The sequence below is a fragment of the Brevirhabdus sp. genome (assembly GCF_052826345.1).
Genome location: NZ_JBRBUA010000007.1, coordinates 24754 through 47974, shown reverse-complemented (window position 1 = coordinate 47974; position 23221 = coordinate 24754). Strand labels below are relative to the sequence as shown.

Below are 23221 nucleotides of genomic sequence, written 5' to 3'. Positions count from 1 at the left end.
TTTCAGCGCCTCGGCGGCCGTCTTCAGCGTGTCGCTGTCGGCGCCGAACAGCTGAACGTCCAGCGCATCGCCGCCGGGGCCGGACCGCCAGCCGCGAAAGGAGACGGTTTCCAGCAGCGGGTGATTGCGCACCTCTTCCTGCAAGTCGCCGACAAAGCGAAAGCTCGAATAGGGCCGCAGGTCGGCGTCGATCAGCTCGATCGCGATGGAGCCGAGCAGATCGCTGTCCTTGGTGTCGGTGCCCGCCAGTCCGCGCCCCGTGGTGCCGCCGATCTCGGCCAGCACGAAGGCCAGCGGGTTGGTGCCGTATTCGTCCTCATAGCGGCGCGCCACGGCATCCGTCGCACGCTGCATCTCGCGCATCATTTCGAGGGTGTCGGCGCGGTCGGCGCCGTTGGCCATCGCGAAGTTGCCGGAAACCGACCCCTGTTCCGGCGCGTTGAAAAAGCGCCACGGCACATCGCCCGTCACGACGAGAGCCAGCTGCGAGGACAGGATGGCGATGACACCGGCCAGCACCGGATAGCGCAGCCGCACGACCAGCCCCATCAGACGGCGAAAGATCGTGTCGCGAAACCAGCCGAAGCCGCGGTTCACAAGTCGGTTGGGCATGTCGTACCAGTGCCGCTTGGCGGAATGCGCCAGGGCGTGGCTCATGTGGTTGGGCAGGATCAGGAAGCATTCCACCAGGCTGGCAAGCAGCACCGCGACCACGGTGAAGGGAATGTCCGCGATCAGATCGCCAAAGCGTCCGCCGATCGCAACCAGCGCGAAAAAGGCGATCATCGTGGTGATCGTCGCCGAAAACACCGGAAGCCACATGCGCCGCGCGGCGTTTTCGGCGGCGACCAAGGGGGTCTCGCCCAGCCTGCGGGCGCGAAAATCCGCATGTTCGCCGACCACGATGGCGTCGTCGACCACGATGCCCAGGGTGATGATCAGCGCGAAAAGCGAGATCATGTTGATCGTCAGCCCCGACCAGTACATCAGTGCCAGCGCCGCCAGCATAGAGACGGGAATACCCGCGGCGACCCAGAAGGCGGTCCGGGCGTTGAGGAACAGAAACAGCAGCACGACCACCAGCCCCAACCCCACGAGACCGTTGTCCAGCAACAGGTCCAGCCGCGCGGTGATCGATTCCGCACGGGTGCGGATCAGCTGGATCGAAACGCCCTCGGGCGCGCCGAGCGCCAGTTCGTCCGCCACCTTCTGCACCGTGTTCTGGATGCCGATCGCATCGCCGCGGTCGGTGCGGTCCACCCGAACGGAAATCGCGGGATCGGGCCCCACGAAATAGGCGTTCTGCCGGTCGATGCCCTCGACCCGGACGCGGGCGACATCGCCGATCGTTAGACTGGACCCGTCGGCGCCGGTGCGCAGGACGATGGCCTCGATCTGATCGGGGCTGCGCTTGGCCACGCCGGTGCGCACGCGGGCGTTCGCGCCCGTCACGTCGCCGGCCGGGTCGGCCTTGGCCTCCTGCGCGATGGCCTCGGCGATCTGGCGCATGGTGATGTCGTTGCGCACCAGATCCATGGTCGCGACCTCGACGATGGTTTCGGGCGCCGCGACGCCGCGGATCGTGGTGCGCGTGACGCCCTGCGCGAACAGCCGTGTCGCAAGCTCATCGGCCAGCCTGCCCAGCTGATCGACGCTGACCGGCCCGGTGATGACCAGATCGGTCACGCGATCGCGCCAGGCGCCGCGGCGCACGCGCGGGTCCTCGGCGTCTTCGGGCAGGTTGGCCACGGTATCGACGGCGGTTTGCACGTCCTCGGCCGCGCGCGCCATGTCCCAGCCCGGCTCGAACTCCAGCGAGACGGTCGCGCTGCCTTCGCGAGAGACGGAATCCGCCTTCTCGACGCCCTCGACGCTCAACAGCACGGGTTCCAGCAGCTGCACGATGCCCGCGTCGACATCCTCGGCGCCGGCGCCATCCCAGGTGACACTCACCGATACGCTGTCCAGCACCACATCGGGAAAGAACTGCGCGCGCATCTTGGGCAGCGCATAGGCGCCGGCGGCCAGCATCAGCACCAGCAGCAGGTTCGCGGCGGTGCGGTGGCGGGCGAAATAGGACAGGATACCGCCGCCTGCGGCAGCATTCGGGCGCGGCGCCATCGCCTAGCCCCCCATCCGCTGTTCCAGCCGGTCCACCGTCTGCGCGGGCACGCGGTCCTCGGCCAGCTGTGCGAGCAGGCGTTTTTTCACGTCGCCGGGCATCCGGTCGTTAGACTGGACGAAATCGATCAGCCGCTGGCGGCGCTCGGGCGACAGCGCGACCAGCTCGGGGCCTTCGGGCATTGCGGTGTCGGTGCGGGCGGTCGGCCCGGAGGCCGTGTCGCCACCACCCGCGCCACCACCCGCGCCGCCATCCGCGCGGCCGCCCTGGCGCAGCGGGCGCACCTTGATCCCGGCACCAAGCAGCGGCGAGCGTTCGGCGACGATCTCCGCCCCGTCCAACGTGTTGCCCGCCAGATCGGTGCCGCGCACCAGGACCGCGTCGCCCTGGCGGCGCAGCAGATCCACCTGCCGCACGCCCAGCCGGTCCTCCGCGTCCAGAACAAGCACCGTGTTGCCCGCATCCAGCGCCGAGGCGGGCAGGACCGCCACATCCGTTAGTTCCGGTTCCGTGATGCGCACCGTCACGAAATCCCCGGGCCGAAACCCCGCCGCATCTTGCAGCTGCGCGAACAGCAGGCGGCCGGTCTGGCCCTCGCCCACCGCCGCGCTGACGCGCGAGACGCGCCCGGTGGCGATCAGTTCCGAGCCGTCCAGATCCATGACCGCCGCGACCGGGGCGTCGAGGAGGCTGCCGTTCTCATCCAGCAGCCGCGCGTATTGCACCGTCGACAGCCGGAAGGAGACCTCCAGCCGATCCGGGTCGATCAGATCGGCCAGATGCTCGTTGACGCCAATCAGCCCGCCCTCGACCACGGAGACATCCGACAGCACGCCCGAGAAATCGGCGCGTATTTCGCTTTCGGCCAGTTGGCGTTCGGATTCCGACAGCTTGATGCGCTGCCGGTCCAGCGCGGTGCGGGCCTGATCCACACGTGCCTCCGCCTGGGCCACGGCCTGGCGGCGCGACACCACCGCCTGGTTCGCGGAGGCCGCCGCCAGTTCGGCCACCTCGACCGCGGCGGCGGTCCCCACCCCGCGCGCGCTGAGGTCGCGCTGACGTTGCAGGGCCTGCGCGCGCAGGTCGGCCTGCGCCTGGCTGACGTCGCGCTCGTCCTTGGCCAGTTGCAGCCCGCGTTCGGCATCGCGCACCTCGGCCTCGGCCTCCTGCACGTCGGTCAGGGCGACGTCGCGGGACGATTGTGCCGTGCTCGGATCGATCCGCAGCAGCAGCTGGCCTTCGTCGACAGTGCCGCCATCGACGAAGCCGTCCGCCAGTGCCACGATGCGCCCGCCCAACGGCGCGCGGATTTCCAGTGTGCGGCGGGAGCGGACCTCGCCGAATGTCCGCAGCGTCGGTCGCTGGGCGCCGGTCTGCGCGGTCACCACGTTGACGGCAAAGACCCGTTCACGCGCTGCCCGCGGGCGCTGTTCCTGCGACCAGCGGTCCTGAAGCGCCCCCCACAGCATCTGCCCGCCAAAGGCCAGAAGACCAAGCGTCAGCGCCAACAGGAACAAGCCGACCAGACTGCGGCGCAGAAACCTCATAAAGACAACTCCGACAAGAGGGGGCGGCACGGCGGGCCGCCTGAAACAGATGATGCCCGATGACTTTTCGCCAGAAGACTACCCGCCTTATACGCGATGCAATCCTACTTCCGTCGCAGATGTTCATCCAGTCGCGGAAAAATTTCCACGAAATTGCACGGCAGATGCCGGTAATCGAGCTGATGCACCAGGATCTCGTCCCAGGCATCGCGGCAGGCGCCGGGGCTGCCGGGCAACGCGAAGAGATAGGTGCCCCTGGCCACCCCCGCGGTCGCCCGCGACTGCACCGCCGAGGTGCCGATCTTTTTCATCGACACGATGGTGAAGACCGTGCCGAAGGCGTCGATTTCCTTTTCATAGACGTCGCGGTGCGCCTCGACCGTCACGTCGCGGCCGGTCAGGCCCGTGCCTCCGGTCGAAATCACGACATCAATGTCGGGGTCGGCGCACCAGTCGGAGAGCTGGCGCGCGATATCGGCCCTTTCGTCGCGCAGCAGGGTGCGGGCGGCCAGGGTATGGCCTGCGGCCTCCAGCCGCTGGACGAGCACATCGCCGGATCGGTCCTCGGCGGCGCCGCGGCTGTCGCTGACGGTCAGGACCGCGATGCGGATGGGCACGAAGGCGCGTTCGGAACTGTCGGTCATGCGGGGTCTTCCAGTTTCTGCCGCAGCGACAGCAGATCGTGCCAGGCATCGCGCTTGGCCTGCGGCTGTTTGAGCAGCTGTTGGGGGGCGAACATCGGCAATGCGGGTCGCGCCAGGGCCTGCGTCCATTGACCGCGCAGCCGCGCCGTCCCGCTTTGACCCAGCAGCGCCTGACAGGCCTGCGGCCCCATCAGGACCAGCACCTGCGGATCGACCAGCGCGACGTGCTTTTCCAAAAACGGCAGCATCATCGCCAATTCATCTGCGCTCGGCAGGCGGTCCTGCGGGGTGCGCCAGGGCAGGACCGGGGTGACATAGATCGCCCGGTCGGCGGCGCGCTCGGCCTGCCGCCCCATGCCGATCGCCTCGAACATGCGATCCAGAAGCACGCCCGCGGGCCCGGCGAAGGGGACGCCCGCCAGGTCGTCCTGACGGTCGGGGGCGCCGCCGATCACCATCACGCGCGCCTGCGGATTGCCGTCGGCGAACACGCAATTGCGCGCGCCCCGCCTCAGGTCGCATTGCGCGAAATCATGCACCGCCCGGCGCAGATCGTCCAGGCTGGCGGCCGCCAGGGCCAGTGCGCGTGCCATCTCCACCGGATCGGGGGCCGCCTGGGGCGGGGGCGGTGCGGCGGGTGCGGGGGCGCGCGGCCTGCCCGCCGGTCCCGGCTCCTGCGCCGCAGCCGGCTGCGGCCCAGGCGTGCGCATGGCGGCGCCGGGCTTGGGCGTGTGCACCGCGTCGTAGCGGTTGACCGGCGTTTCGGCGATGGTCTCATCCACGCCGAGTTCGATCTGCCATTCGAGCAGGGCGCGCGCGGTGCGGTGATCGAGTATCGGGCCAAGCTGCGATTCCATGTCGCGAAACTTAAGCCGCAAGCGCGCCGGGAACAATCGCTACCGCGCGGTTCTGCCGACTTGTGAGACCCGGTCCGAGTTTCTATAAGCGGCAAGGATCGGCGCCGCGCAGCGACGGGCGGACAGCGAACGGGGGCATCATGACATTCCGCCACAGGCACCTGCTGGGAATAGAGCCGCTTTCGCCGCAGGAAATCACTGCGCTGCTGGATCTGTCAGAGGATTACGTGACCCTCAACCGCCAGTCGCAGAAACATCGCGATGTGCTGTCGGGGCTGACCCAGATCAACATGTTCTTCGAGAATTCCACCCGCACGCAGGCGTCGTTCGAGCTGGCGGGCAAGCGGCTGGGCGCCGACGTGATGAGCATGGCGATGCAGGCCAGTTCCATCAAGAAGGGCGAGACGCTGATCGACACGGCGATGACGCTGAACGCCATGCACCCCGACCTGCTGGTCGTGCGCCATCCGCATTCGGGCGCGGTCAACCTGCTGGCGGAAAAGGTCAACTGCGCGGTGCTGAACGCGGGCGACGGGGGGCATGAACACCCCACCCAGGCGCTGCTGGATGCGCTGACCATCCGCCGCGCCAAGGGCCGGCTGCACCGGCTGTCGATCGCCATCTGCGGCGACATCGCGCACAGCCGCGTCGCCCGGTCCAACCTGATCCTGCTGGGCAAGATGGAAAACCGCGTGCGCCTGATCGGCCCGCCGACGCTGATGCCCGCAGGCATCGCCGATCTGGGGGTCGAGGTCTTCGACGACATGCGCGAGGGGCTGGCCGATGTGGATGTGGTGATGATGCTGCGGCTGCAAAAGGAACGGATGGACGGCGGCTTCATCCCGTCGGAGCGCGAATATTACCACCGCTACGGGCTGGATGCCGAAAAGCTGGGCCATGCCAGGCCCGACGCCATCGTGATGCACCCCGGCCCGATGAACCGCGGGGTCGAAATCGACGGCACGCTGGCCGATGACATCAACCGCTCGGTCATTCAGGAACAGGTGGAAATGGGGGTGGCCGTGCGCATGGCCGCGATGGACATGCTGGCGCGCAACCTGCGCGACGGTGCCGTCGGCCAGGACATCGGGCAAAACCCGGCTCAGGGGGGCAGGGCATGATCCTCTACTTCGACAACGCCCGGCTGATCGACCCCGAAAAGGGCAGCGAGCGTTCGGGCGCGCTGGTCGTCGACAACGGCATCATCGCGGCGCTCGACACGCCCACCCCCCCGCGCGGCGCGCAGGTGATCGACTGCGCCGGGCATTGCCTGGCCCCCGGTATCGTGGATATCGGCGTCAAGATCGGCGAGCCGGGCGAGCGGCACAAGGAAAGCTTCCGCACCGCGGGGCGGGCGGCGGCGGCGGGCGGGGTGACAAGCGTGATCACCCGCCCCGACACCCTGCCCGCCATCGACACGCCCGAGGCGCTCGAGTTCGTCACCCGCCGCGCCCAGGATGCGGCGCCCGTGCGTATCCTGCCGATGGCCGCGCTGACCCGCGCGCGCGCCGGGCGCGAGATGGTGGAAATCGGCTTCTTGATGGACGCGGGCGCGGTGGCCTTCACCGATTGCGACCGCGTGGTCGAAAACACCAAGGTCTTTTCGCGCTGCCTCACCTACGCCCGCGCGCTGGGCGCGCTGGTCATCGCCCACCCGCAGGACCCCGGATTGACCGCGGGCAGCGCCGTGACCTCGGGCAAGTTCGCGACCCTGCGCGGCCTGCCCGCCGTCTCGCCGATGGCCGAGCGGATGGGCCTGGAACGCGACCTGGCGCTGGTCGAGATGACGCGCGCGCGCTATCACGCCGACAACCTGTCCACCGCGGCCGCCCTGCCGGTGCTGGAACGCGCCAAGGCGGCGGGGCTGGACGTGACGGCGGGGGCGAATATCCACCACCTGACGCTGAACGAATTCGACGTGGGCGATTACCGCACCTTCTTCAAACTCAAGCCGCCCCTGCGCAGCGAAGACGACCGCCTGGCGCTGGTGCGCGCCGTGGCCACCGGCCTGATCGACACGATCAGCTCGATGCACACGCCGCAGGACGAGGAATCCAAGCGTCTGCCCTATCAAGAGGCCGCGTCGGGCGCGGTCGCGCTGGAAACCCTGCTGCCCGCCGCGCTGCGCCTGTGGCACGAGGGCGAAATCAGCCTGCCCGCGCTGTTCCGCGCGCTTTCCTTCGCTCCGGCCCGCAGGCTGAACCTGCCCACGGGCCGCCTGACCGAAGGCGCCCCCGCCGATCTGATCCTGTTCGACCCGCACGCGCCCTTCGTGCTCGACCGCGCGCGACTGCTGTCGAAATCCAAGAACACCCCCTTCGACGGGCACCGCATGCAAGGGCGGGTAAGGGGCACCTGGGTTGCCGGACAACAGGTGTTTTCCAATGGCCTGTGACTTGCGCCTCATTGTCGTGAAAATATCCGCGCCGCAGGCCCGCCACCTCCAGGGAGCGATCCAATGCCCGTGCTAGAGACATCGTTGTCCGCTTTGCTTCTGACGGCCGTGACGGCCTATCTGCTGGGCTCGGTGCCCTTCGGCATCGTCATGGCGCGGCTGTTCGGGCTGGGGGATCTGCGCAAGATCGGGTCGGGCAACATCGGCGCCACCAATGTGCTGCGGGCGGGCAACAAGCTGGCGGCCTTCCTGACGCTGATCCTGGATGCGGGCAAGGGCGGCGTCGCGGTCTGGGTCGCGGGGGCGGCCTTCGCGGGCGATGCGGCGCAGCTGGCCGGGGTCGCGGCCTTTCTGGGGCATTGCTTTCCGATCTTCCTGCGGTTTCGCGGCGGCAAGGGGGTGGCGACCTTTCTGGGCATCCTGCTGGTGCTTCACTGGCCCGCCGGGCTGGCGGTCTGCGCGACCTGGCTGGCGGTGGCGGGGCTGTTCCGCATCTCTTCGCTGGCGGCGCTGGTCGCTGCGGCCTCGGCGCCGGTCTGGCTGATCGTGCTGGGCCTGCCGCAGGCCTGGGTCATGGGCGCGGTGCTGGCCGCGGTGATCTTCATCCGTCACAGCACCAACATCGCCCGGCTGCGCGCCGGGACAGAGCCGCGCATCGGCGCCAAGAAGCGCAACGCACAGCAGGAGCCCGCCGCCGATGATCAGCTTTTCTGACGCCATCCGGCGTAATTTTCGCAAATACGCCACGTTTTCGGGGCGCGCGCAGCGGTCGGAATTCTGGTGGTTCGTGCTGTTCGGATTTGCCGGCAACCTCGTCGCGGGTATCCTGGACCAGGCGATCGGCGCGGGGGGCTTGCAGCCGCTCAGCACGCTCTTTTCGCTGGGCATCCTGTTGCCGTCGCTGGCGGTCACGGTGCGCAGGCTGCACGACATCGACCGCACGGGCTGGTGGTGGTGGATCATCCTGATCCCGCTGCTCGGCTTTATCGTGCTGCTGGTCTTTCACAGCCTCAGGGGCACCGAGGGGCCGAATCGCTACGGCCCCGATCCGCTGAAGCGTGCCGGCGGTCCGACGGCCGGTCCCATCGGCGATCCCATGGATGATCCGCAATCCTACGGCCATTCGCGCATCCCGCCGGTGCACAGGCGCTGATCCGAGGGCGCTGATCCGAGGGCGCTGATCCGGGGGAGCTGAGCCGGGGGCGCCCGCCTCAGTAGGAATATTCCGCGTAGATGCGGTCGAGATCGCCACCCCATTCGCCGTGGTATTTTTCCAGCAGCTCATCGGCGGGCACCTGTCCGCTGTCCACGCTTTCGCGCAGGGCGTTCAGGAAATGCGTCTCATCCGCGACCAGCCCGCCCGCGCCGGGGCGCGCGCGCGCCTTCAGGCCCGCCTCGGCGATGTCCAGCACCTGCCGCGACAGATCGTGCATGTCGATGGAGCCGACCCGTGCCTGCAACCCGTCGACGGATGCCGCGACGCGCAGCGCCTCGCGCGTTTCCGCGTCCCAGCCCTTGACCAGATCCCAGGCCGCATCCAGCGCCCCCTGGTCATAGGTCAGCCCGACCCAGAACGCCGGCAGCGCGCAAAGCCTGCGCCACGGCCCGCCATCGGCGCCGCGCATTTCCAGGAACTTCTTGATCCGCGCCTCGGGGAACAGGGTCGTCAGATGATCGGCCCAATCCGACAGCGTCGGCTTTTCGCCCGGCAATGCGGGCAGCTCGCCCTTCAGGAAATCGCGGAACGATTGCCCCAGCGCATCCACATATTGCCCGTCGCGGTAAACGAAATACATCGGCACATCGAGCGCGTATTGCACCCAACCCTCGAACCCGAAACCCGCGTCGAAGACGAAGGGCACCATGCCGGTGCGCGCCGCGTCCAGATCGCGCCAGACCCGGCTGCGCCAGCTTTTGTGGCCGTTGGGGGCGCCGTCGAGGAAGGGCGAATTGGCGAAAAGCGCGGTGGCGACGGGTTGCAGCGCGATGGCCACGCGCAGCTTCTGGACCATGTCGGCCTCGGACCCGAAATCGAGGTTCACCTGCACCGTGCAGGTGCGCCGCATCATCGTGCGCCCCATCGTGCCGACGCGCTGCATGTAGCTGTCCATCAGCTTGTAGCGGCCCTTGGGCATCAGCGGCATCTGGTCGTGCGTCCAGACCGGCGCGGCGCCCAGCCCGATGAACCCCGCGCCGATCCGGTCGGCGACGGCCTGCACCTCTTTGAGGTGCTGGTTCACCTCGTCACAGGTTTCATGGATGGTTTCCAGCGGGGCGCCCGACAGCTCCAGCTGGCCGCCGGGTTCCAGGCTGACGTTGGCGCCTGCCTTTTCCAGCCCGATCAGCTTGTCGCCTTCCAGCACCGGCGCCCAGCCGAAGCGGTCGCGCAGCCCTTCCAGCATCGCCCGGATGGAGCGGTCGCCCTCATAGGGCAGCGGCAGCAGGGTATCCTTGCAATAGCCGAATTTCTCGTGCTCGGTCCCGATGCGCCAGTGCTCGCGCGGCTTGCAGCCGTCGGCCAGGTATTGCGCCAGCTGCTCATGCCGTTCGATCGGACCGCCGCCGCTTTGGGGAATGGACATGCTCAGCGCTCCGATGTGTCAGTCAGTCAATTGAGGTATTCAGGAGGGGAAGGGGTGCGACGGGACGCGAGGCGTGTCAAGTCCCCGGCGCCGGGTCGCTGCCAGATCGTGACGCTGTCGCCGGTCGGGCTGCCCCCCGCCAAGCTACCGCCCGCCTGCACCAGTTTAGCGGAGTTCAGCCCCGGCAGCACGGCGAAGGCATCGAACAGCCGGTCCGCATCGCGCGCGGCGGCCGGGATCACCAGCGACGGCCCGTCGTCATGGTGCAGATGCCACAGCCGCTTGCCATCGGCGGTTGATTTCATTTCGATCCGGGACAGGGCGGGGATCGACACCGCGCCGCCGTAGAACGGGCCGAAATAGCGGATGCGCCCTTCATCGACCTGGACGACCCCCGGCCCGTCCGCGTTGCCGAGGCCAAAGCGCAGACGACGGTGGGCCAGCACGCCCAGCCCCGCCGCCAGCACGATCACCAGCCCGCCGATGATGCGCAGCAGGAACCCGCCCGACAGCAGCGCCCAAAGCCCCAGCGCCGCCAGCCCCGCGCAAAACAGGACCTCGCGCCACAGCCACAGCCGCGCGCGCAGTTCCGGGCGCACAAAGCTCATCGCCAGTCCCCCAGCGTGATCTGCCAAAGCGTCAGCGCCGCCACCGCCGCCGTGTCGGCGCGCAGGATGCGCGGCCCCAGCGACACGGGCGTCGCCCGGTCCATCGCACGCAGCCGCGTGCGCTCCTCCGCGCTGAAGCCGCCCTCGGGGCCGATCAGGATCGCCCAGGGCGGGGGGGACATGTGGGGGGGCGGGTCGGAGCGGTCGGGCAGGCGCAGGGTCTCGCCCGCCGCGGCCTCGTCGCAGAACATCAGGCGGCGGTCGGCGGGCCAGCGGTCCAGCAGCGTATCCAGGCGCCGCAATTCGGTCACCTCGGGCACGAAGGTGCCGCCGCATTGTTCCGCCGCCTCGACGGCATGGGCTTGCAGCCGGTCGCGGCGAATGCGTTCGGAATTGGTGAAATCGGTCTGCACCGGGCAGATGCGGGCGGCGCCCATCTCGGTCGCCTTTTCCACGATGAAATCGGTCCGCGCCTTCTTGATCGGGGCGAAGAGCAGCCACAGGTCGGGGGGCGCGGCCTGCGGCGCATCCTGCGCCTCCACCGAGAGGATACCGTCTTTCTTGCGGGCCTCGGCCACACGGGCGGACCACGCGCCGTCGCGCCCGTTGAACAGCGTCAGCGCGTCGCCCACCGACAGGCGCATCACCCCGAACAGGTAATGCGCCTGATCCCGCGTCAGCGGGACCGATTGCCCTTGGCCAAGGGGGTGATCTACAAACAGGCGTATCTTTCCGCTCATGAGGCGAACATATGACCGACATGCCCCCGGCGCCAGAGGCAGACGCCCGGCCTTCTGCTTTGGCCCGTGATGCCCGTGATGGCCGTGACAACTGTAATGGCCGTGGTGGCGCTGACGGCCGGGTCGCCGACGCGGTGCATCGCAACTGGGTGGACCGTCTGGCCCCCGCCGCCACGCGCCCCTATCTGCGCCTGTCGCGGGCCGACCGGCCGATCGGCACCTGGTTGTTGTTGCTGCCCTGCTGGTGGGGGCTGCTGCTGGCGGCGCTGTCGGACGGGCGGTTCGGCCTTTTCGATGCGTGGATCTTTGTCGGCTGCGGGGCGGGGGCCTGGCTGATGCGCGGCGCGGGCTGCACCTGGAACGACATCACCGACCGCCACATCGACGGGTCGGTCGCGCGCACGCGCTCCCGGCCGATCCCGTCGGGGCAGGTCAGTGTCGCCCAGGCGCTGGCGTGGATGGGGGCGCAGGCGGGGCTGGGGCTGCTGATCCTGCTGACCTTTCCCCCTGCCGCCATCGCGCTGGGGGTGGCGTCGCTGGGGCTGGTGGCGATCTATCCCTTCGCCAAGCGGTTCACCTGGTGGCCGCAGATCTTTCTGGGGTTGGCGTTCAACTGGGGGGCGCTGCTGGCCTGGACGGCGCATACCGGGCGGCTGCAATGGCCCGCGGTGGTGCTCTATCTGGCGGGAATCGCCTGGACGATTTTCTATGACACGATCTACGCCCATCAAGACAAGGAAGACGATGCGCTGATCGGGGTGAAGTCCACCGCGCGACTTTTCGCCGATCGTACGCCAAGCTGGCTCAGGGGGTTTCTGGTGGCGGCGGTCGTGCTGATGGCGGCGGCGGTGGTGATGGCGGCCGCGATGCCCGCGCAGGGTGGTGCCGGGGTGCAGGGCAACGTGCTTTCACTGGTGATCGCGTTGGGCGGGGCCTGGGCATTCGGCTGGCATCTGTGCTGGCAGATGGCCCGGTTGGACATCGACGACACCGATGTCTGCCTCTCGCTTTTCCGCTCGAACCGCAACGCGGGGCTGCTGCCGGTGGCCTTTTTCGCCGTCGCGCTGCTGGTGTGATTGTCAGCCCCCCGCCCGGGCGCTAGAAGGGCGTCGCAGTTGGAACTATCGGATTGGTCGGAAACCGATGCGTCTGGGACATAAAATCCTCGTCTTCGCCATTTTCGTGGCCGCCGCGGGGTTCAGTTTTTTCGCGGCGAGCCGATCAGCCGACTGGATAGAAGAACGCACCGTCGCCGAAGTGGAACGCCTGATCACGCTGAACGGGTTCGACTGGGCCCGCGTGCAGGCCGACGGGCTGCAAGTCAGGATGAGCGGCATCGCCCCCGACGAGGCGACGCGGTTCCGCGCGCTTTCGGTGATCGGCAAGGTCGCGGATGCCGACCGGCTGGTCGACGGGATGCGGGTCAAGGACACCTCGCAGATCGAGCCGCCGCGCTTTTCGGTGGAATTGCTGCGCAATGATGACGGGTTGCAGCTGATCGGCCTGATCCCCGCCGGCCCCGACCGCGAAGACATGCTGGAACGCGTCGATGCGCTGGAAGGCGGGCTCAAGGTCACGGATATGCTCAACGTGGGTGAGTACGAGCCGCCCAAGGGCTGGGCGCGGTCGTTGAACTACGGTCTGGGCGCGCTGGAAAAACTGCCACGTTCGAAAATCTCGATCGCCGCCGACAAGGTGGAAATCACAGCCATTTCCGACAGCGGCGAAGAAAAGCGCAGGCTGGAAAAGGAACTGACCCGGATGGCGCCCGAGGGGTTGCAGGTGGTGCTGGACATCTCTGCGCCGCGCCCGGTGATCACGCCGTTCACCCTGCGTTTCACGAAAACCGCCGACGGGGCGAAATTCGACGCCTGCTCCGCCGATACGCTGCAGGCGCGCAGCCGCATCCTGCGCGCGGCCGAGGCCGCCGGGATGACAGGTGACGCGACCTGCACCATCGGGCTGGGCGTGCCCAGTCCGAACTGGTCGAAGGCGGTCGAGGTCGCGGTGCAGAAGCTCGACGAGCTGGGCGGCGGCACGGTCACGTTCTCCGATGCGGACGTCTCGCTGGTGGCGCTGGACACCACCGCTCCCGAAGAGTTCGACCGTATCGTCGGAGAGCTGGAAACAGCGCTGCCCGAGGTCTTTTCACTCAACGCGGTGCTGCCGAAGAAGGCCGAGGTCGACGGCAGCGGCGAAACCGACGTGACGCCCGAATTCGTCGCGTCGCGAGACACCGAGGGCGCGGTCAAGCTGCGCGGACGGCTGACCGATGAGCGCATGCAGAAAGCCGTCGAAAGCTTTGCTCAAGCGAAATTCGGCAGCGAGCGCGTGCTGGCGACCACCCGCGTCGACCCCGATCTGCCCGACGGCTGGCCCACGCGGGTTCTGGCCGGGCTGGATGCGATGGCCGAGCTTGCCCACGGCAGCCTTGTGGTGCAGCCGGAATACATCTCCCTCGCGGGGGAGACGGGAAAGCCCAACGCGCGGGACCGGATCGCGCAGATCCTGGCCGACAAGCTGGGCGAAGGCCAGGATTTCTCGCTCGATGTCACCTATGTGGAGGCGCTCGACCCGCTGGCGGGCCTGCCCACGCCCGAGGAATGCGTCAGCAGCATCAATCAGATCCAGGCCGAGGACAAGATCCTGTTCGCGCCGGGATCGGCGGACATCGACCCACAGTCCTATCCGATCGTCGACGCCATCGTCGATGTGCTGGAAACCTGCCCCGACGTGCCGATGGAAATCGGCGGCCATACCGACAGCCAGGGCCGCGAGACGATGAACGAGGCGCTCAGCAAGGCGCGCGCCGACGCGGTGCTGAACGCCCTGCTGGAACGCGATGTGCTGACCAGCAGCCTGACGACCCGCGGCTATGGCGAGAAACTCCCCATCGCCGACAACGACACCGAAGAGGGCCGGGAGATCAACCGCCGGATCGAATTCAAGCTGATCGACACGGTCAGCAAGGTCGGTGACGAGACCGAGGCGGAGGCCAGCGCCGGGAATGGCCCCGGCAACCGCCCGGCCAAGGAGGCGGCGCCTGACGCGGCCTCCGCTGATGCAACCACCAGCGGCCCCCGCGCCGGAACACCCACGGAGCCGCACGTTGAATAGAAGCGAATTCATCATCGTCATCGCGATCATCCTGTTCGTGGCCTTCATTCTCGGCTGGCTTGCGTCATGGTTGATGAACCGCATGTCGCGCGTCACGCAGGCCGACCTGGGGGAACTCGACCAGATGGCGATGGCCCTGCATGAGGCGGAGGAAACCCGCGATCAGGCAATAGCCTACATGCAGCAGCGCGAAAGCGAGCTGAGCAACCAGCTGGCCCAGAGCGATGCGGAACTGCGCGCCACGATGGAGGGGCTGCGCGCCGCCCGTCAGGAAGCCGAAGAGCTGCGCCATTACATAGAGCGGACGATGCAGGCCTGACCGGTGCGCCACCCGGATGCCTTCTTCGCGGAGGCCGTTAGCGGGTGCGGCGCGGCCCGCGTTCAGTCGCCCGTGCTCAGTTGCCCGTGCTCGTTTGCCCGCGTTCAGTCGAAGGTGCCCGCGACGCGGCCCACCAGCATGAAGGCCCGCGCGGTGCGCGTTTCCGCCAGCTCGGCGATATCCTGATCGCTGGCGTGTTTCTCGAACTCCGCGAAGGTGCGGTCGAACTGGCGCAGGAAATGATGCGCCGCATCGCGAAAGATCATGTCGTTTTTCATCCGCGCCGCGGTCAGCGCCAGACATGAGCGGTCGCGCACCCCGGCCAGCGCGCCCATGGCGCGGCCGCGCTCTCCCGCCGCGAACCGGCGCCAGATGTCGGGGCGGGCGCGATCGGGTGTCAGATCGTCCATGTAGATCCCGTCCTGCGACAGCAGCGTCAGCAGATCCTCGGCGGCGCGCACCAGCTTGCTGATGTTGCGATCCTTCAGCGCCAGACGCAGCGCGCGAAAGCCGTCGCGGTCGTTCTCGTCCGAGGGAAAATCGATGGCGCGAATGAAATCCGCGACCGAAATCGGCGTGTGGACGGGGTGCGGCGGCGCGGCGAGCGGCAGGGACTGCTGGCTTGCACCGGGCGCCACCGGACGCGCCGCGGTCTCGGCGAATCTTTCGGTGGTCGACGGGCTGTCCTGGCGGCTGGTGCGGAACATGGCCAGCGCGCTTTCCGTCGCCTTTTGGGCCTGCGCCAATTGTTCGATCCGCCGTTCCAGCGCGGCGTTGTCCTGCCCGGGGGTCTGGCGCCGTTGATCGGGCAGCGCGCGCGAGGCCCCGCCAAGCGCGTCCAGTTCGCGCCGCAGCCGCGCGGCTTCGGCCCGCAGGGCGCGGGACGCGCGCGCACCGGCCGCCGCGATCCAGATCAGCACCAGCGGCAGAAAGATCGACACGAAGCTCATCACCGACGTCAGCGCGTCGTCACCCTGCGGCGGGCGGTCCGACAGCACGAAGAGCAGCATGAGGACAAAGACGATCCACACCAGGCTGAGCACCAGCGCCACCACCTCGGTGCCGGGCGCCGACAGCAGGCCGCGCAGCAGCGCGGCGGGCGAGGGCCTGCCGCTGCCGCCGCCGGTGTCCGCCGCATCGCGTGGCGTGATGTCGTCGGCGCCGCTGCCGGACCGTCCGCCGCGCGATCTGTCGGTGCGAAACTTCATTCCGGTCGACCTGCTGCGGGACGGATCATGACGCGCCTATTCGTATTCGATGCGCAGGACTTCGTAGCTGCGGGTGCCGCCCGGAGTGCGCACATCGACGCTGTCGCCCTCCTCCTTGCCGATCAGCGCGCGCGCCAGGGGCGATGCGATGTTCAGCTTGCCGCGCTCGATGTCGGCTTCGGGCTCGCCCACGATATGATAGGTCTTTTCCTCTTCGGTGTCCTCGTCGATCAGGGTGATCTTGGCCCCGAACTTGATCGCGCCGGACAGCTTGGAAGGATCGATCACATCGGCGCGCGACAGGATCGCCTCCAGCTCCTTCACGCGGCCCTCGATGAAGCTCTGCTTTTCGCGGGCGGCATGGTACTCGGCGTTTTCCGAAAGATCGCCATGCTCGCGCGCTTCCGCGATCGCCTTGATGATCGCAGGGCGTTCGACGGATTTCAGCGTCTTCAATTCCTTTTCCAGCGCGGAGTAGCCCGCGCGGGTGATCGGTATCTTGTTCATTCCACTCGCGCTTCATTTAGGAGAGAAAAAGGCAACAATTACTTCTTAACTCATTGTCGCGACTGTTCGTCAATAGCAAGCACGCCTGCGTGCGATATACTGCCTGCGCTCGTGCGGCGGTTGGCAAAAGGGGCGACATGCGCGCGTTTCTGGGATTTTCGTTACTTTACGCGGCGGCCGGTGTCGTGCTTGTCCTGCTTGTCAGAGACAGCCCCGCGCAGACCATTTCGCGCATGTTCGTCACCCTGCCGGGGATGGTGGGCTTCTTCGCGAGCAATCTGATCTGGCTGGGCGTGCTGGGCGTGGCGCTGGTGATCGACGCGCCGGCCGCGGAATGGGGCGTGCGCCTGCGCCGGGCACTGACAGCGCTGATGGGGGCGGGCGTGATGTTCGTCAGCTTCACCGCGATCAAGACCAGCTTGCCCCAGATACTGCCGTTTTACGCCGATCCGTTCTTTGCGCGGCTCGACCGTGTCCTGCACTTCGGGATCGACCCGTGGCGGCTGACCCATGCCTTCGGCGTGCTGCCGATCGCGGCGGTCGGCCTCGTCTATCTCAAGCTCTGGCTGTTTCCGGCGATGTTCCTGCCCGCCATCCTGGGTCTGATCGATTCGGATCGCGCCCGCAGACAGCGGTTCCTGATCCTCTATGTCTTTGTCTGGATCGGCCTGGGCAATGTCGTGGCGCTGCTGGGGATGTCGGCGGGGCCTGTCTATCACGACCGGCTGATCGGCGGCTCCGACTTCGCGGCGCTGGCGCTGGCGCTGGATCAAAGCGGCATCGCCGCCTCGGGCATCGGGGCGATGCAGGAAAAACTGTGGGATATTTACGTCAGCGGGGGTCAGGCGGCAGGATCGGGCATTTCCGCCTTTCCGAGCGTGCATGTGGGCATGGCCTGCGTGCTGGCGCTTTACCTGTGCGAGCGCATGCCGCGCGCCTGGCCGCTGGCGGCCATGCTGGTGGCGGCCTTCCAGTTCCTTTCCGTCTATCAGGGGTGGCATTATGCGGTGGACGGCTATGCCTCGATCGTCGCCGTCTGGGTGCTGTGGCGGCTGATGCGCGCCTATGCCTCCGCGCGCCCGCGCCCCGCGGCGCAGGCCGCGCTCAACGCGCGGCTCCCGGCGCGTCACAATTGACCTTTCCGGTTTTGCCGGGCTAGGTCGGACGGAACAATCCTGCGCCGTGGGTCCGAACCGGGACTTGGCGCACCGATCAGGGTGGACCAGATGGCAGAAACTGAACGCGAGTCGATGGAATACGACGTGGTGATCGTTGGCGCGGGCCCCGCCGGGCTGAGCGCGGCAATCCGGCTGAAGCAGCTGGATGCGGATCTGGATGTCGTCGTGCTGGAAAAGGGCTCCGAGGTGGGGGCGCACATCCTGTCGGGCGCGGTGCTGGACCCCTGCGGGCTGAACGCGCTGATCCCCGACTGGAAAGACAAGGGCGCGCCGCTGAACGTGCCGGTGCGCCACGACAATTTCTACATGCTGGGGGCGGAGGGGCAGATGCGTCTGCCGAACTTTGCCATGCCGCCGCTGATGAACAACCACGGCAATTACATCGTGTCGATGGGCAATGTCTGCCGCTGGATGGCCGAACAGGCAGAGGCGCTGGGCGTGGAAATCTTTCCCGGCATGTCCTGTTCCGCGCTGGTCTACCGGCCCGACGGGTCGGTGAAGGGCGTGGTTGCGGGCGAATTCGGCCGCAACGCCGACGGCAGCGAAGGCCCCTCCTATGAGCCGGGGGTGGAACTGCACGGAAAATACGTCATGCTGGGAGAGGGCGTGCGCGGGTCGCTCAGCAAGCAGGTGATCGACAAATTCGCGCTCGACAATGACTCCGACGTGCAGAAATACGGCCTCGGGATGAAGGAAATCTGGGAAATCGACCCGGAAAAGCACCGCGAAGGCACCGTGACCCACACGATGGGCTGGCCCCTGGGCAAGAACGCGGGCGGCGGATCGTTCATCTATCACCTGGAAAACAATCAGGTCTATGTCGGCTTCGTGGTTCATCTGAACTACAGGAACCCGCATCTGTATCCCTACATGGAATTCCAGCGCTTCAAGCATCATCCCATGGTGGCCGAGCTGCTGAAGGGCGGCAAGCGCGTGGCCTACGGCGCGCGCGCGATCAGCGAGGGCGGCTGGCAGTCGATGCCGCGCGCCGATTTTCCGGGCGGTGTGCTGCTGGGCTGTTCCGTGGGTCTGGTCAACGTGCCGCGCATCAAGGGCAACCACAACGCGATGCTGTCGGGCAAGGCCGCGGCAGAGGCCGCGCATGACGCGATCAAGGCGGGCCGCGCGGGCGACCGGCTGGAAAGCTACGACGCCGAGCTGCGCGAAGGCCCCATCGGCAAGGACCTCAAGCGCGTGCGCAACGTCAAGCCGCTGTGGTCGCGGCTGGGGCTGACCGCCTCGCTGACGCTGGGCGGGTTCGACATGTGGACGAACAACCTGTTTGGCCTGTCGCTGATGGGCACCCTGGGCCACGGCAAATCCGACGCCGCCGCCACGGGGCGCGCCGCGGATTACCCGCCCCTCGACTACCCCAAGCCCGACGGCAAGCTGAGCTTCGACCGGCTCACGAACGTCAGTTTCGCGATGACCAATCACGAGGAATCGCAGCCCGCGCATCTGAAGCTGAAAGACGCAAGCGTGCCGGTCAAATTCAATCTGCCGGAATATGCCGGCCCGTCGGCAAGATACTGCCCCGCCGGCGTTTACGAATTCGTGACCGACGACAAATCGGGCGAGACGCGGTTTCAGATCAATTTTCAGAACTGCGTGCACTGCAAGACCTGCGATATCAAGGACCCGGCACAGAATATCGTCTGGACCGTGCCGCAGGGCGGCGACGGTCCGAACTATCCCAACATGTGAACGGTCGGGCCCCGGTCGGGCCCCGGGTCGGGCTTCCGGTCGGGCCTCGGACCGATCCGGCCGCGCCGGTCCGCCGCGCCATGGATTGCCCTATCGCATCAAGCGCTCTAGGGTTCTTCCGATCCACTTGAGGAGACGGGCATGAAACGTTCTGCGACTGTAATCGCCGCCTTGGCACTGGGTATGACGCTGGGGGGGGCGGCACAGGCCTCTGGCGGTCTTGCCGGGCCTTATCTGGCGGCGCGCCAGGCCAGCAGCCAAAGCGATTTCAGGAACGCCGTCCGCTATTACACCCAGGCGCTGGTGCGCGATCAGAAAAACCCCGCGCTGATGGAAAGCCTGATCATCAGCTTCGTCGGGCTGGGAGAGTTGGGCAACGCCATCCCCGTCGCCGAACGCCTGCGCGAGGTCGCGCCCGACAGCCAGATCGGCAGCATGGTGCTGCTGGCCGACCGGCTCAAGCAGGGCAAGGACATCGGCACGCTTGCCGATGGCGCGGGAGAGCTCGTGACCGGGCTGACATCCGCCTGGCAGCTGCTGGGCGAGGGCGAGATGAGCGCCGCGCTCGCCGCGTTCGACGCCGTGATCGCCACCGATGGGCTCAAGGATTTCGGCCTGTATCACAAGGCGCTGGCGCTGGCGCTGGCCGGTGACATGGAAGGCGCGGATGCGATTTTCTCGGGTCGTGCCAACGGGCCGATGCGCGCCACGCGCAACGGCGTGATCGCCCATGTCGAGGTTCTCAGCCAGCTTGAGCGGAACGACGACGCGCTGTCGCTGATCAACAAGACCTTCCCCGGTAACGGCGGCCCGATGATCCAGACAATGCGCGAGCGTCTGTCCAAGGGCGAAACGCTGCCCTTCGACATCGTGACCTCTGCCGCCGATGGCCAGGCGGAGGTGTTCTATACCCTGGGCGCGGCCTTGCAGGGCGAGGCCAACGAAAATCTGATCCTGCTTTATTCGCGCATGGCCGAATACCTGCGCCCGCAACACGTCGAGGCCCTGCTTCTGTCGGCGGCGCTGTTGGAAACGCTGGGCCAGCACGATCTGGCGACCGAGGCCTACGACCGGATCCCGCGCGACAACCCGGTGTTCCCGCTGGCCGAAATCGGCCGCGCCGAAGCACTGAGCGCGAGCGACAAGCCCGACGCCGCGATCGAGGTGCTGCAACAGCTCGCCAAAAGCCACCCCGAGGTGGAGGCGGTCTTCGTCACGCTGGGCGACATGCTGCGCCGCATGGGGCGTCACAAGGACGCCACCGACGCCTACGACAAGGCGATCGCGCTGATCGACAAGCCTTCGGAATCCGACTGGGTGGTCTATTACACCCGCGGCATCACGCTGGAACGTCAGGAACGCTGGCAGGATGCCGAGGCCGATTTCCGGCAGGCGCTGAAACTGCGTCCCGATCAACCGCTGGTGCTGAATTACCTCGGCTATTCCTTCGTCGAAAAGGGCAAGAACCTGGACGAGGCGCTCAAGATGATCGAACGCGCGGTCGCCGAACGCCCCGATGACGGCTATATCACCGATTCCCTGGGCTGGGTGTTCTACCGCCTCGGCCGCTATCAGGAGGCCGTCGCGCCGATGGAGCGCGCGGTCGAGCTGATGCCGGTCGATCCGGTCATCAACGACCACCTCGGCGACGTGCTGTGGCAGGTCGGGCGCCAGCGCGAGGCCGAGTTCCAGTGGCGCCGTGCCCTGTCGTTCGACCCCGATGAAAAGGAAGCCGCCCGCATCCGCCGCAAGCTGGAAGTCGGCCTGACCAAGGTTCTCGCCGATGAGGGAACGGGCGAGGTTTCGGTCGCCAAGGACGAGACGCGCTGACGCAGCCCGTCTACAGCCTACTGGCCCCCGCGAAGGTCAACCTGACGCTGCATGTGACCGGGCAGCGCGGCGACGGCTATCATCTGCTCGACAGCCTCGTGGTGTTCGCGTCGGTGGGCGATGTGCTGCGTGCGCAGTCGGCCCCTGCGTATTCGCTGCAGGTGACCGGGCCGGAGGCCGCGGCGGTTCCGCTTGACGACAGCAATCTGGTGCTGCGCGCCGCGCGTGTCCTCTCCCCCCAGGCCTGCGCCGCGTTCCATCTGCGAAAGACCCTCCCGGCGCAGGCGGGTCTGGGCGGCGGATCGTCGGATGCGGCGGCCGCGCTGCGCCTGCTGGCCGCGATCCACGACCTCACCCCGCCCGAACCGACAACCGTTGCGGGGCTTGGCGCGGATGTGCCGGTTTGCCTGTGGTCCCGTCCCGCGCGAATGCGGGGCATCGGCGATCAGGTGGAACCGTTTGGCCCGTTGCCCGAATTCTGGATGGTGCTGGTCAATCCGGGCGTCAAACTGTCGACGCCGCAGGTATTCGCGGCGCTGGGGCGCAAGGCCAATCCGGCGCTGCCCGCCAAATTGCCGCGCCCGGATACGGCGCGCGCCTTGGCTGCATGGCTGGGCGCGCAGCGCAACGATCTGGAGCCGCCCGCCATCGCGCAGGCGCCGACGATCCGCGCCGTGCTCGATGCGCTGCGCGACACGCGGGGCTGCCTGCTGGCGCGCATGTCCGGGTCGGGGGCGAGCTGTTTCGGCATGTATCAGACGCAGGCCGAAGCCGAGGCGGCGGCGCAATCCCTGCGCCGCACGCATTTCGAATGGTGGGTGCGGGCCGCGGCCGCCCTCGGCAGACCCGATCAGGTGGCGCGCGCCACCACGTAATCGGCCAGATCGACCAGCATGTCGCGGATGGGATCGTCGGGCAGTGCGCTCAGCGCGCTCTTGGCGCGTTCGGCCCAGTCCAGCGCCGTGGCACGCGTGGACTCGAGCGTCCGGTGGCGCGCCATCAGTGCCAGCGCCTGTTCCAGATCGCCCGGGCGCTGGTCGCCCTTTTCGATGACCCGCTGCCAGAACGCGCGTTCCCCGGCGTCGGCCCGCGCGACGGCACGGATCACCGGCAGCGTCAGCTTGCGCTCGCGGAAATCGTCGCCGATGTCCTTTCCGATCGCTTCGGTGCCGCCGTAATCCAGCAGATCGTCGACGATCTGGAACGCGATTCCCAGCGCGTCGCCATACTCGTGCAGCGCGCGAACCTGCACTTCCGGCGCGGCCGCGATGACGCCGCCCACCTCGGTCGCCGCCGCGAACAGGGCGGCCGTCTTGCCGCGGATGACCTGCTGATAGATCGCCTCATCCGTCGCGAGGTTCTGCGCCGCCGTCAGTTGCAGCACCTCGCCTTCTGCGATGGTGGCCGATGCATTGGCCAGGATATCCAGCACCCGCAGCGATCCGGTTTCCACCATCAACTGGAAGGAGCGTGAAAACAGGTAGTCGCCGACCAGCACGCTCGACTTGTTGTCCCACAGCAGGTTCGCCGTGGGGCGCCCGCGTCGCTGGCCCGATTCATCGACGACATCGTCATGCAGCAGGGTGGCGGTATGGATGAATTCCACCGTTGCCGCCAGATGGACATGATATGGCCCGTCGTAGCCGCACAGCCGCGCCGCGGCCAGCGTCAGCATCGGGCGCAATCGCTTGCCGCCGGCGTCGACCAGATGGCGCGTCACCTCGGGAATGCGCGGCGCGTGACGCGAGGCCATGCGTTCCGCGATCAACGCGTTGACGGCGTCAAGTTCCCGGGCAAGCGCATGGCGAAGCCTGTCGTGCGGCTTTGCGGTCGTGATTTCGTCCAATCCCATCACCTTCTTCG

At 67.6% G+C, this 23221-nt stretch carries 21 protein-coding genes; 11 read left to right on the top strand and 10 right to left on the bottom strand.

Annotation, left to right across the window (positions count from 1 at the left end; genetic code table 11):
- The 4 genes from ACU0BR_RS00825 to ACU0BR_RS00810 form a co-directional block, all read right to left on the bottom strand.
- Positions 1-2121 (bottom strand): efflux RND transporter permease subunit (locus tag ACU0BR_RS00825; protein ID WP_446154938.1); only part of this gene is annotated, 2121 nt, incomplete at its 3' end.
- 3 nt (positions 2122-2124) lie between these two features.
- The gene (locus ACU0BR_RS00820) at positions 2125-3669 is read right to left on the bottom strand and encodes an efflux RND transporter periplasmic adaptor subunit (protein WP_446154937.1); all 1545 of its coding nucleotides are present in this window, start codon (positions 3667-3669) and stop codon (positions 2125-2127) included.
- Positions 3670-3773: 104 nt separating this feature from the next.
- Positions 3774-4313 carry a molybdenum cofactor biosynthesis protein B gene (gene moaB, locus ACU0BR_RS00815; protein WP_446154936.1) on the bottom strand — a complete coding sequence of 180 codons (540 nt, stop codon included), beginning with the start codon at positions 4311-4313 and terminating at the stop codon, positions 3774-3776.
- Complete coding sequence (locus ACU0BR_RS00810; protein WP_446154935.1) at positions 4310-5170, bottom strand: uracil-DNA glycosylase; 861 nt, start codon at positions 5168-5170, stop codon at positions 4310-4312. The genes moaB and ACU0BR_RS00810 overlap by 4 nt, the downstream gene beginning before the upstream one ends.
- A 140-nt stretch (positions 5171-5310) precedes the next feature.
- On the opposite strand from ACU0BR_RS00810, the gene ACU0BR_RS00805 reads away from it, so the two are divergent.
- The 4 genes from ACU0BR_RS00805 to ACU0BR_RS00790 all read left to right on the top strand — a co-directional run bounded on the left by ACU0BR_RS00805 (position 5311) and on the right by ACU0BR_RS00790 (position 8718).
- The gene (locus ACU0BR_RS00805; RefSeq protein ID WP_446154934.1) at positions 5311-6291 is read left to right on the top strand and encodes an aspartate carbamoyltransferase catalytic subunit; all 981 of its coding nucleotides are present in this window, start codon (positions 5311-5313) and stop codon (positions 6289-6291) included.
- Positions 6288-7565 (top strand): dihydroorotase, encoded by a 1278-nt coding sequence (gene pyrC / locus ACU0BR_RS00800; protein ID WP_446154933.1) that lies wholly within the window; start codon positions 6288-6290, stop codon positions 7563-7565. The genes ACU0BR_RS00805 and pyrC overlap by 4 nt, the downstream gene beginning before the upstream one ends.
- A gap of 63 nt (positions 7566-7628) precedes the next feature.
- Complete coding sequence (gene plsY / locus ACU0BR_RS00795; RefSeq protein WP_446154932.1) at positions 7629-8279, top strand: glycerol-3-phosphate 1-O-acyltransferase PlsY; 651 nt, start codon at positions 7629-7631, stop codon at positions 8277-8279.
- On the top strand, positions 8263-8718 hold the full coding sequence (locus ACU0BR_RS00790; protein WP_446154931.1) for a DUF805 domain-containing protein: 456 nt from the start codon (positions 8263-8265) through the stop codon (positions 8716-8718). Before plsY ends, ACU0BR_RS00790 begins: the two co-directional genes overlap by 17 nt.
- A gap of 58 nt (positions 8719-8776) precedes the next feature.
- Here ACU0BR_RS00790 and ACU0BR_RS00785 read toward each other — a convergent pair whose 3' ends face one another.
- Genes ACU0BR_RS00785 through ACU0BR_RS00775 form a run of 3 tightly spaced genes read right to left on the bottom strand, consistent with a single transcriptional unit; the run spans position 8777 to position 11495 of the window.
- The gene (locus ACU0BR_RS00785) at positions 8777-10147 is read right to left on the bottom strand and encodes a glutamate--cysteine ligase (RefSeq protein WP_446154930.1); all 1371 of its coding nucleotides are present in this window, start codon (positions 10145-10147) and stop codon (positions 8777-8779) included.
- Between the two features lie 26 nt (positions 10148-10173).
- Entirely contained in the window at positions 10174-10755 is a 582-nt protein-coding gene (locus tag ACU0BR_RS00780; protein ID WP_446154929.1) for a hypothetical protein, read from the bottom strand.
- Complete coding sequence (locus ACU0BR_RS00775; RefSeq protein WP_446154928.1) at positions 10752-11495, bottom strand: 16S rRNA (uracil(1498)-N(3))-methyltransferase; 744 nt, start codon at positions 11493-11495, stop codon at positions 10752-10754. Before ACU0BR_RS00775 ends, ACU0BR_RS00780 begins: the two co-directional genes overlap by 4 nt.
- Before the next feature lie 11 nt (positions 11496-11506).
- Here ACU0BR_RS00775 and ubiA point away from each other — a divergent pair, with 11 nt between their 5' ends.
- The 3 genes from ubiA to ACU0BR_RS00760 all read left to right on the top strand — a co-directional run bounded on the left by ubiA (position 11507) and on the right by ACU0BR_RS00760 (position 14931).
- The gene (gene ubiA, locus ACU0BR_RS00770; RefSeq protein WP_446154927.1) at positions 11507-12571 is read left to right on the top strand and encodes a 4-hydroxybenzoate octaprenyltransferase; all 1065 of its coding nucleotides are present in this window, start codon (positions 11507-11509) and stop codon (positions 12569-12571) included.
- Between the two features lie 67 nt (positions 12572-12638).
- Positions 12639-14612, top strand: a complete 1974-nt coding sequence (locus ACU0BR_RS00765) for an OmpA family protein (RefSeq protein ID WP_446154926.1) — start codon at positions 12639-12641, stop codon at positions 14610-14612.
- Positions 14605-14931, top strand: a complete 327-nt coding sequence (locus ACU0BR_RS00760) for a hypothetical protein (RefSeq protein WP_446154925.1) — start codon at positions 14605-14607, stop codon at positions 14929-14931. Before ACU0BR_RS00765 ends, ACU0BR_RS00760 begins: the two co-directional genes overlap by 8 nt.
- Positions 14932-15035: 104 nt before the next feature.
- Here ACU0BR_RS00760 and ACU0BR_RS00755 read toward each other — a convergent pair whose 3' ends face one another.
- Both ACU0BR_RS00755 and greA read right to left on the bottom strand, forming a co-directional pair.
- A complete protein-coding gene (locus ACU0BR_RS00755; RefSeq protein WP_446154924.1) occupies positions 15036-16139 on the bottom strand; it encodes a hypothetical protein in 1104 nt (367 codons plus the stop codon).
- Between the two features lie 36 nt (positions 16140-16175).
- Entirely contained in the window at positions 16176-16646 is a 471-nt protein-coding gene (gene greA / locus ACU0BR_RS00750) for a transcription elongation factor GreA (protein ID WP_446154923.1), read from the bottom strand.
- Positions 16647-16783: 137 nt separating this feature from the next.
- On the opposite strand from greA, the gene ACU0BR_RS00745 reads away from it, so the two are divergent.
- The 4 genes from ACU0BR_RS00745 (at position 16784) to ACU0BR_RS00730 (ending at position 22233) form a co-directional block, all read left to right on the top strand.
- Positions 16784-17782 (top strand): phosphatase PAP2 family protein, encoded by a 999-nt coding sequence (locus ACU0BR_RS00745; RefSeq protein ID WP_446154922.1) that lies wholly within the window; start codon positions 16784-16786, stop codon positions 17780-17782.
- 90 nt (positions 17783-17872) lie between these two features.
- Complete coding sequence (locus ACU0BR_RS00740; RefSeq protein WP_446154921.1) at positions 17873-19528, top strand: 4Fe-4S dicluster domain-containing protein; 1656 nt, start codon at positions 17873-17875, stop codon at positions 19526-19528.
- A gap of 141 nt (positions 19529-19669) precedes the next feature.
- A complete protein-coding gene (locus ACU0BR_RS00735; RefSeq protein ID WP_446154920.1) occupies positions 19670-21358 on the top strand; it encodes a tetratricopeptide repeat protein in 1689 nt (562 codons plus the stop codon).
- Between the two features lie 20 nt (positions 21359-21378).
- Positions 21379-22233, top strand: a complete 855-nt coding sequence (locus ACU0BR_RS00730; protein WP_446154940.1) for a 4-(cytidine 5'-diphospho)-2-C-methyl-D-erythritol kinase — start codon at positions 21379-21381, stop codon at positions 22231-22233.
- Here ACU0BR_RS00730 and ACU0BR_RS00725 read toward each other — a convergent pair.
- A complete protein-coding gene (locus ACU0BR_RS00725) occupies positions 22209-23210 on the bottom strand; it encodes a polyprenyl synthetase family protein (RefSeq protein WP_446154919.1) in 1002 nt (333 codons plus the stop codon). The two genes, ACU0BR_RS00730 and ACU0BR_RS00725, sit on opposite strands and share 25 nt — an antisense overlap.
- Positions 23211-23221: the final 11 nt, after the last annotated feature.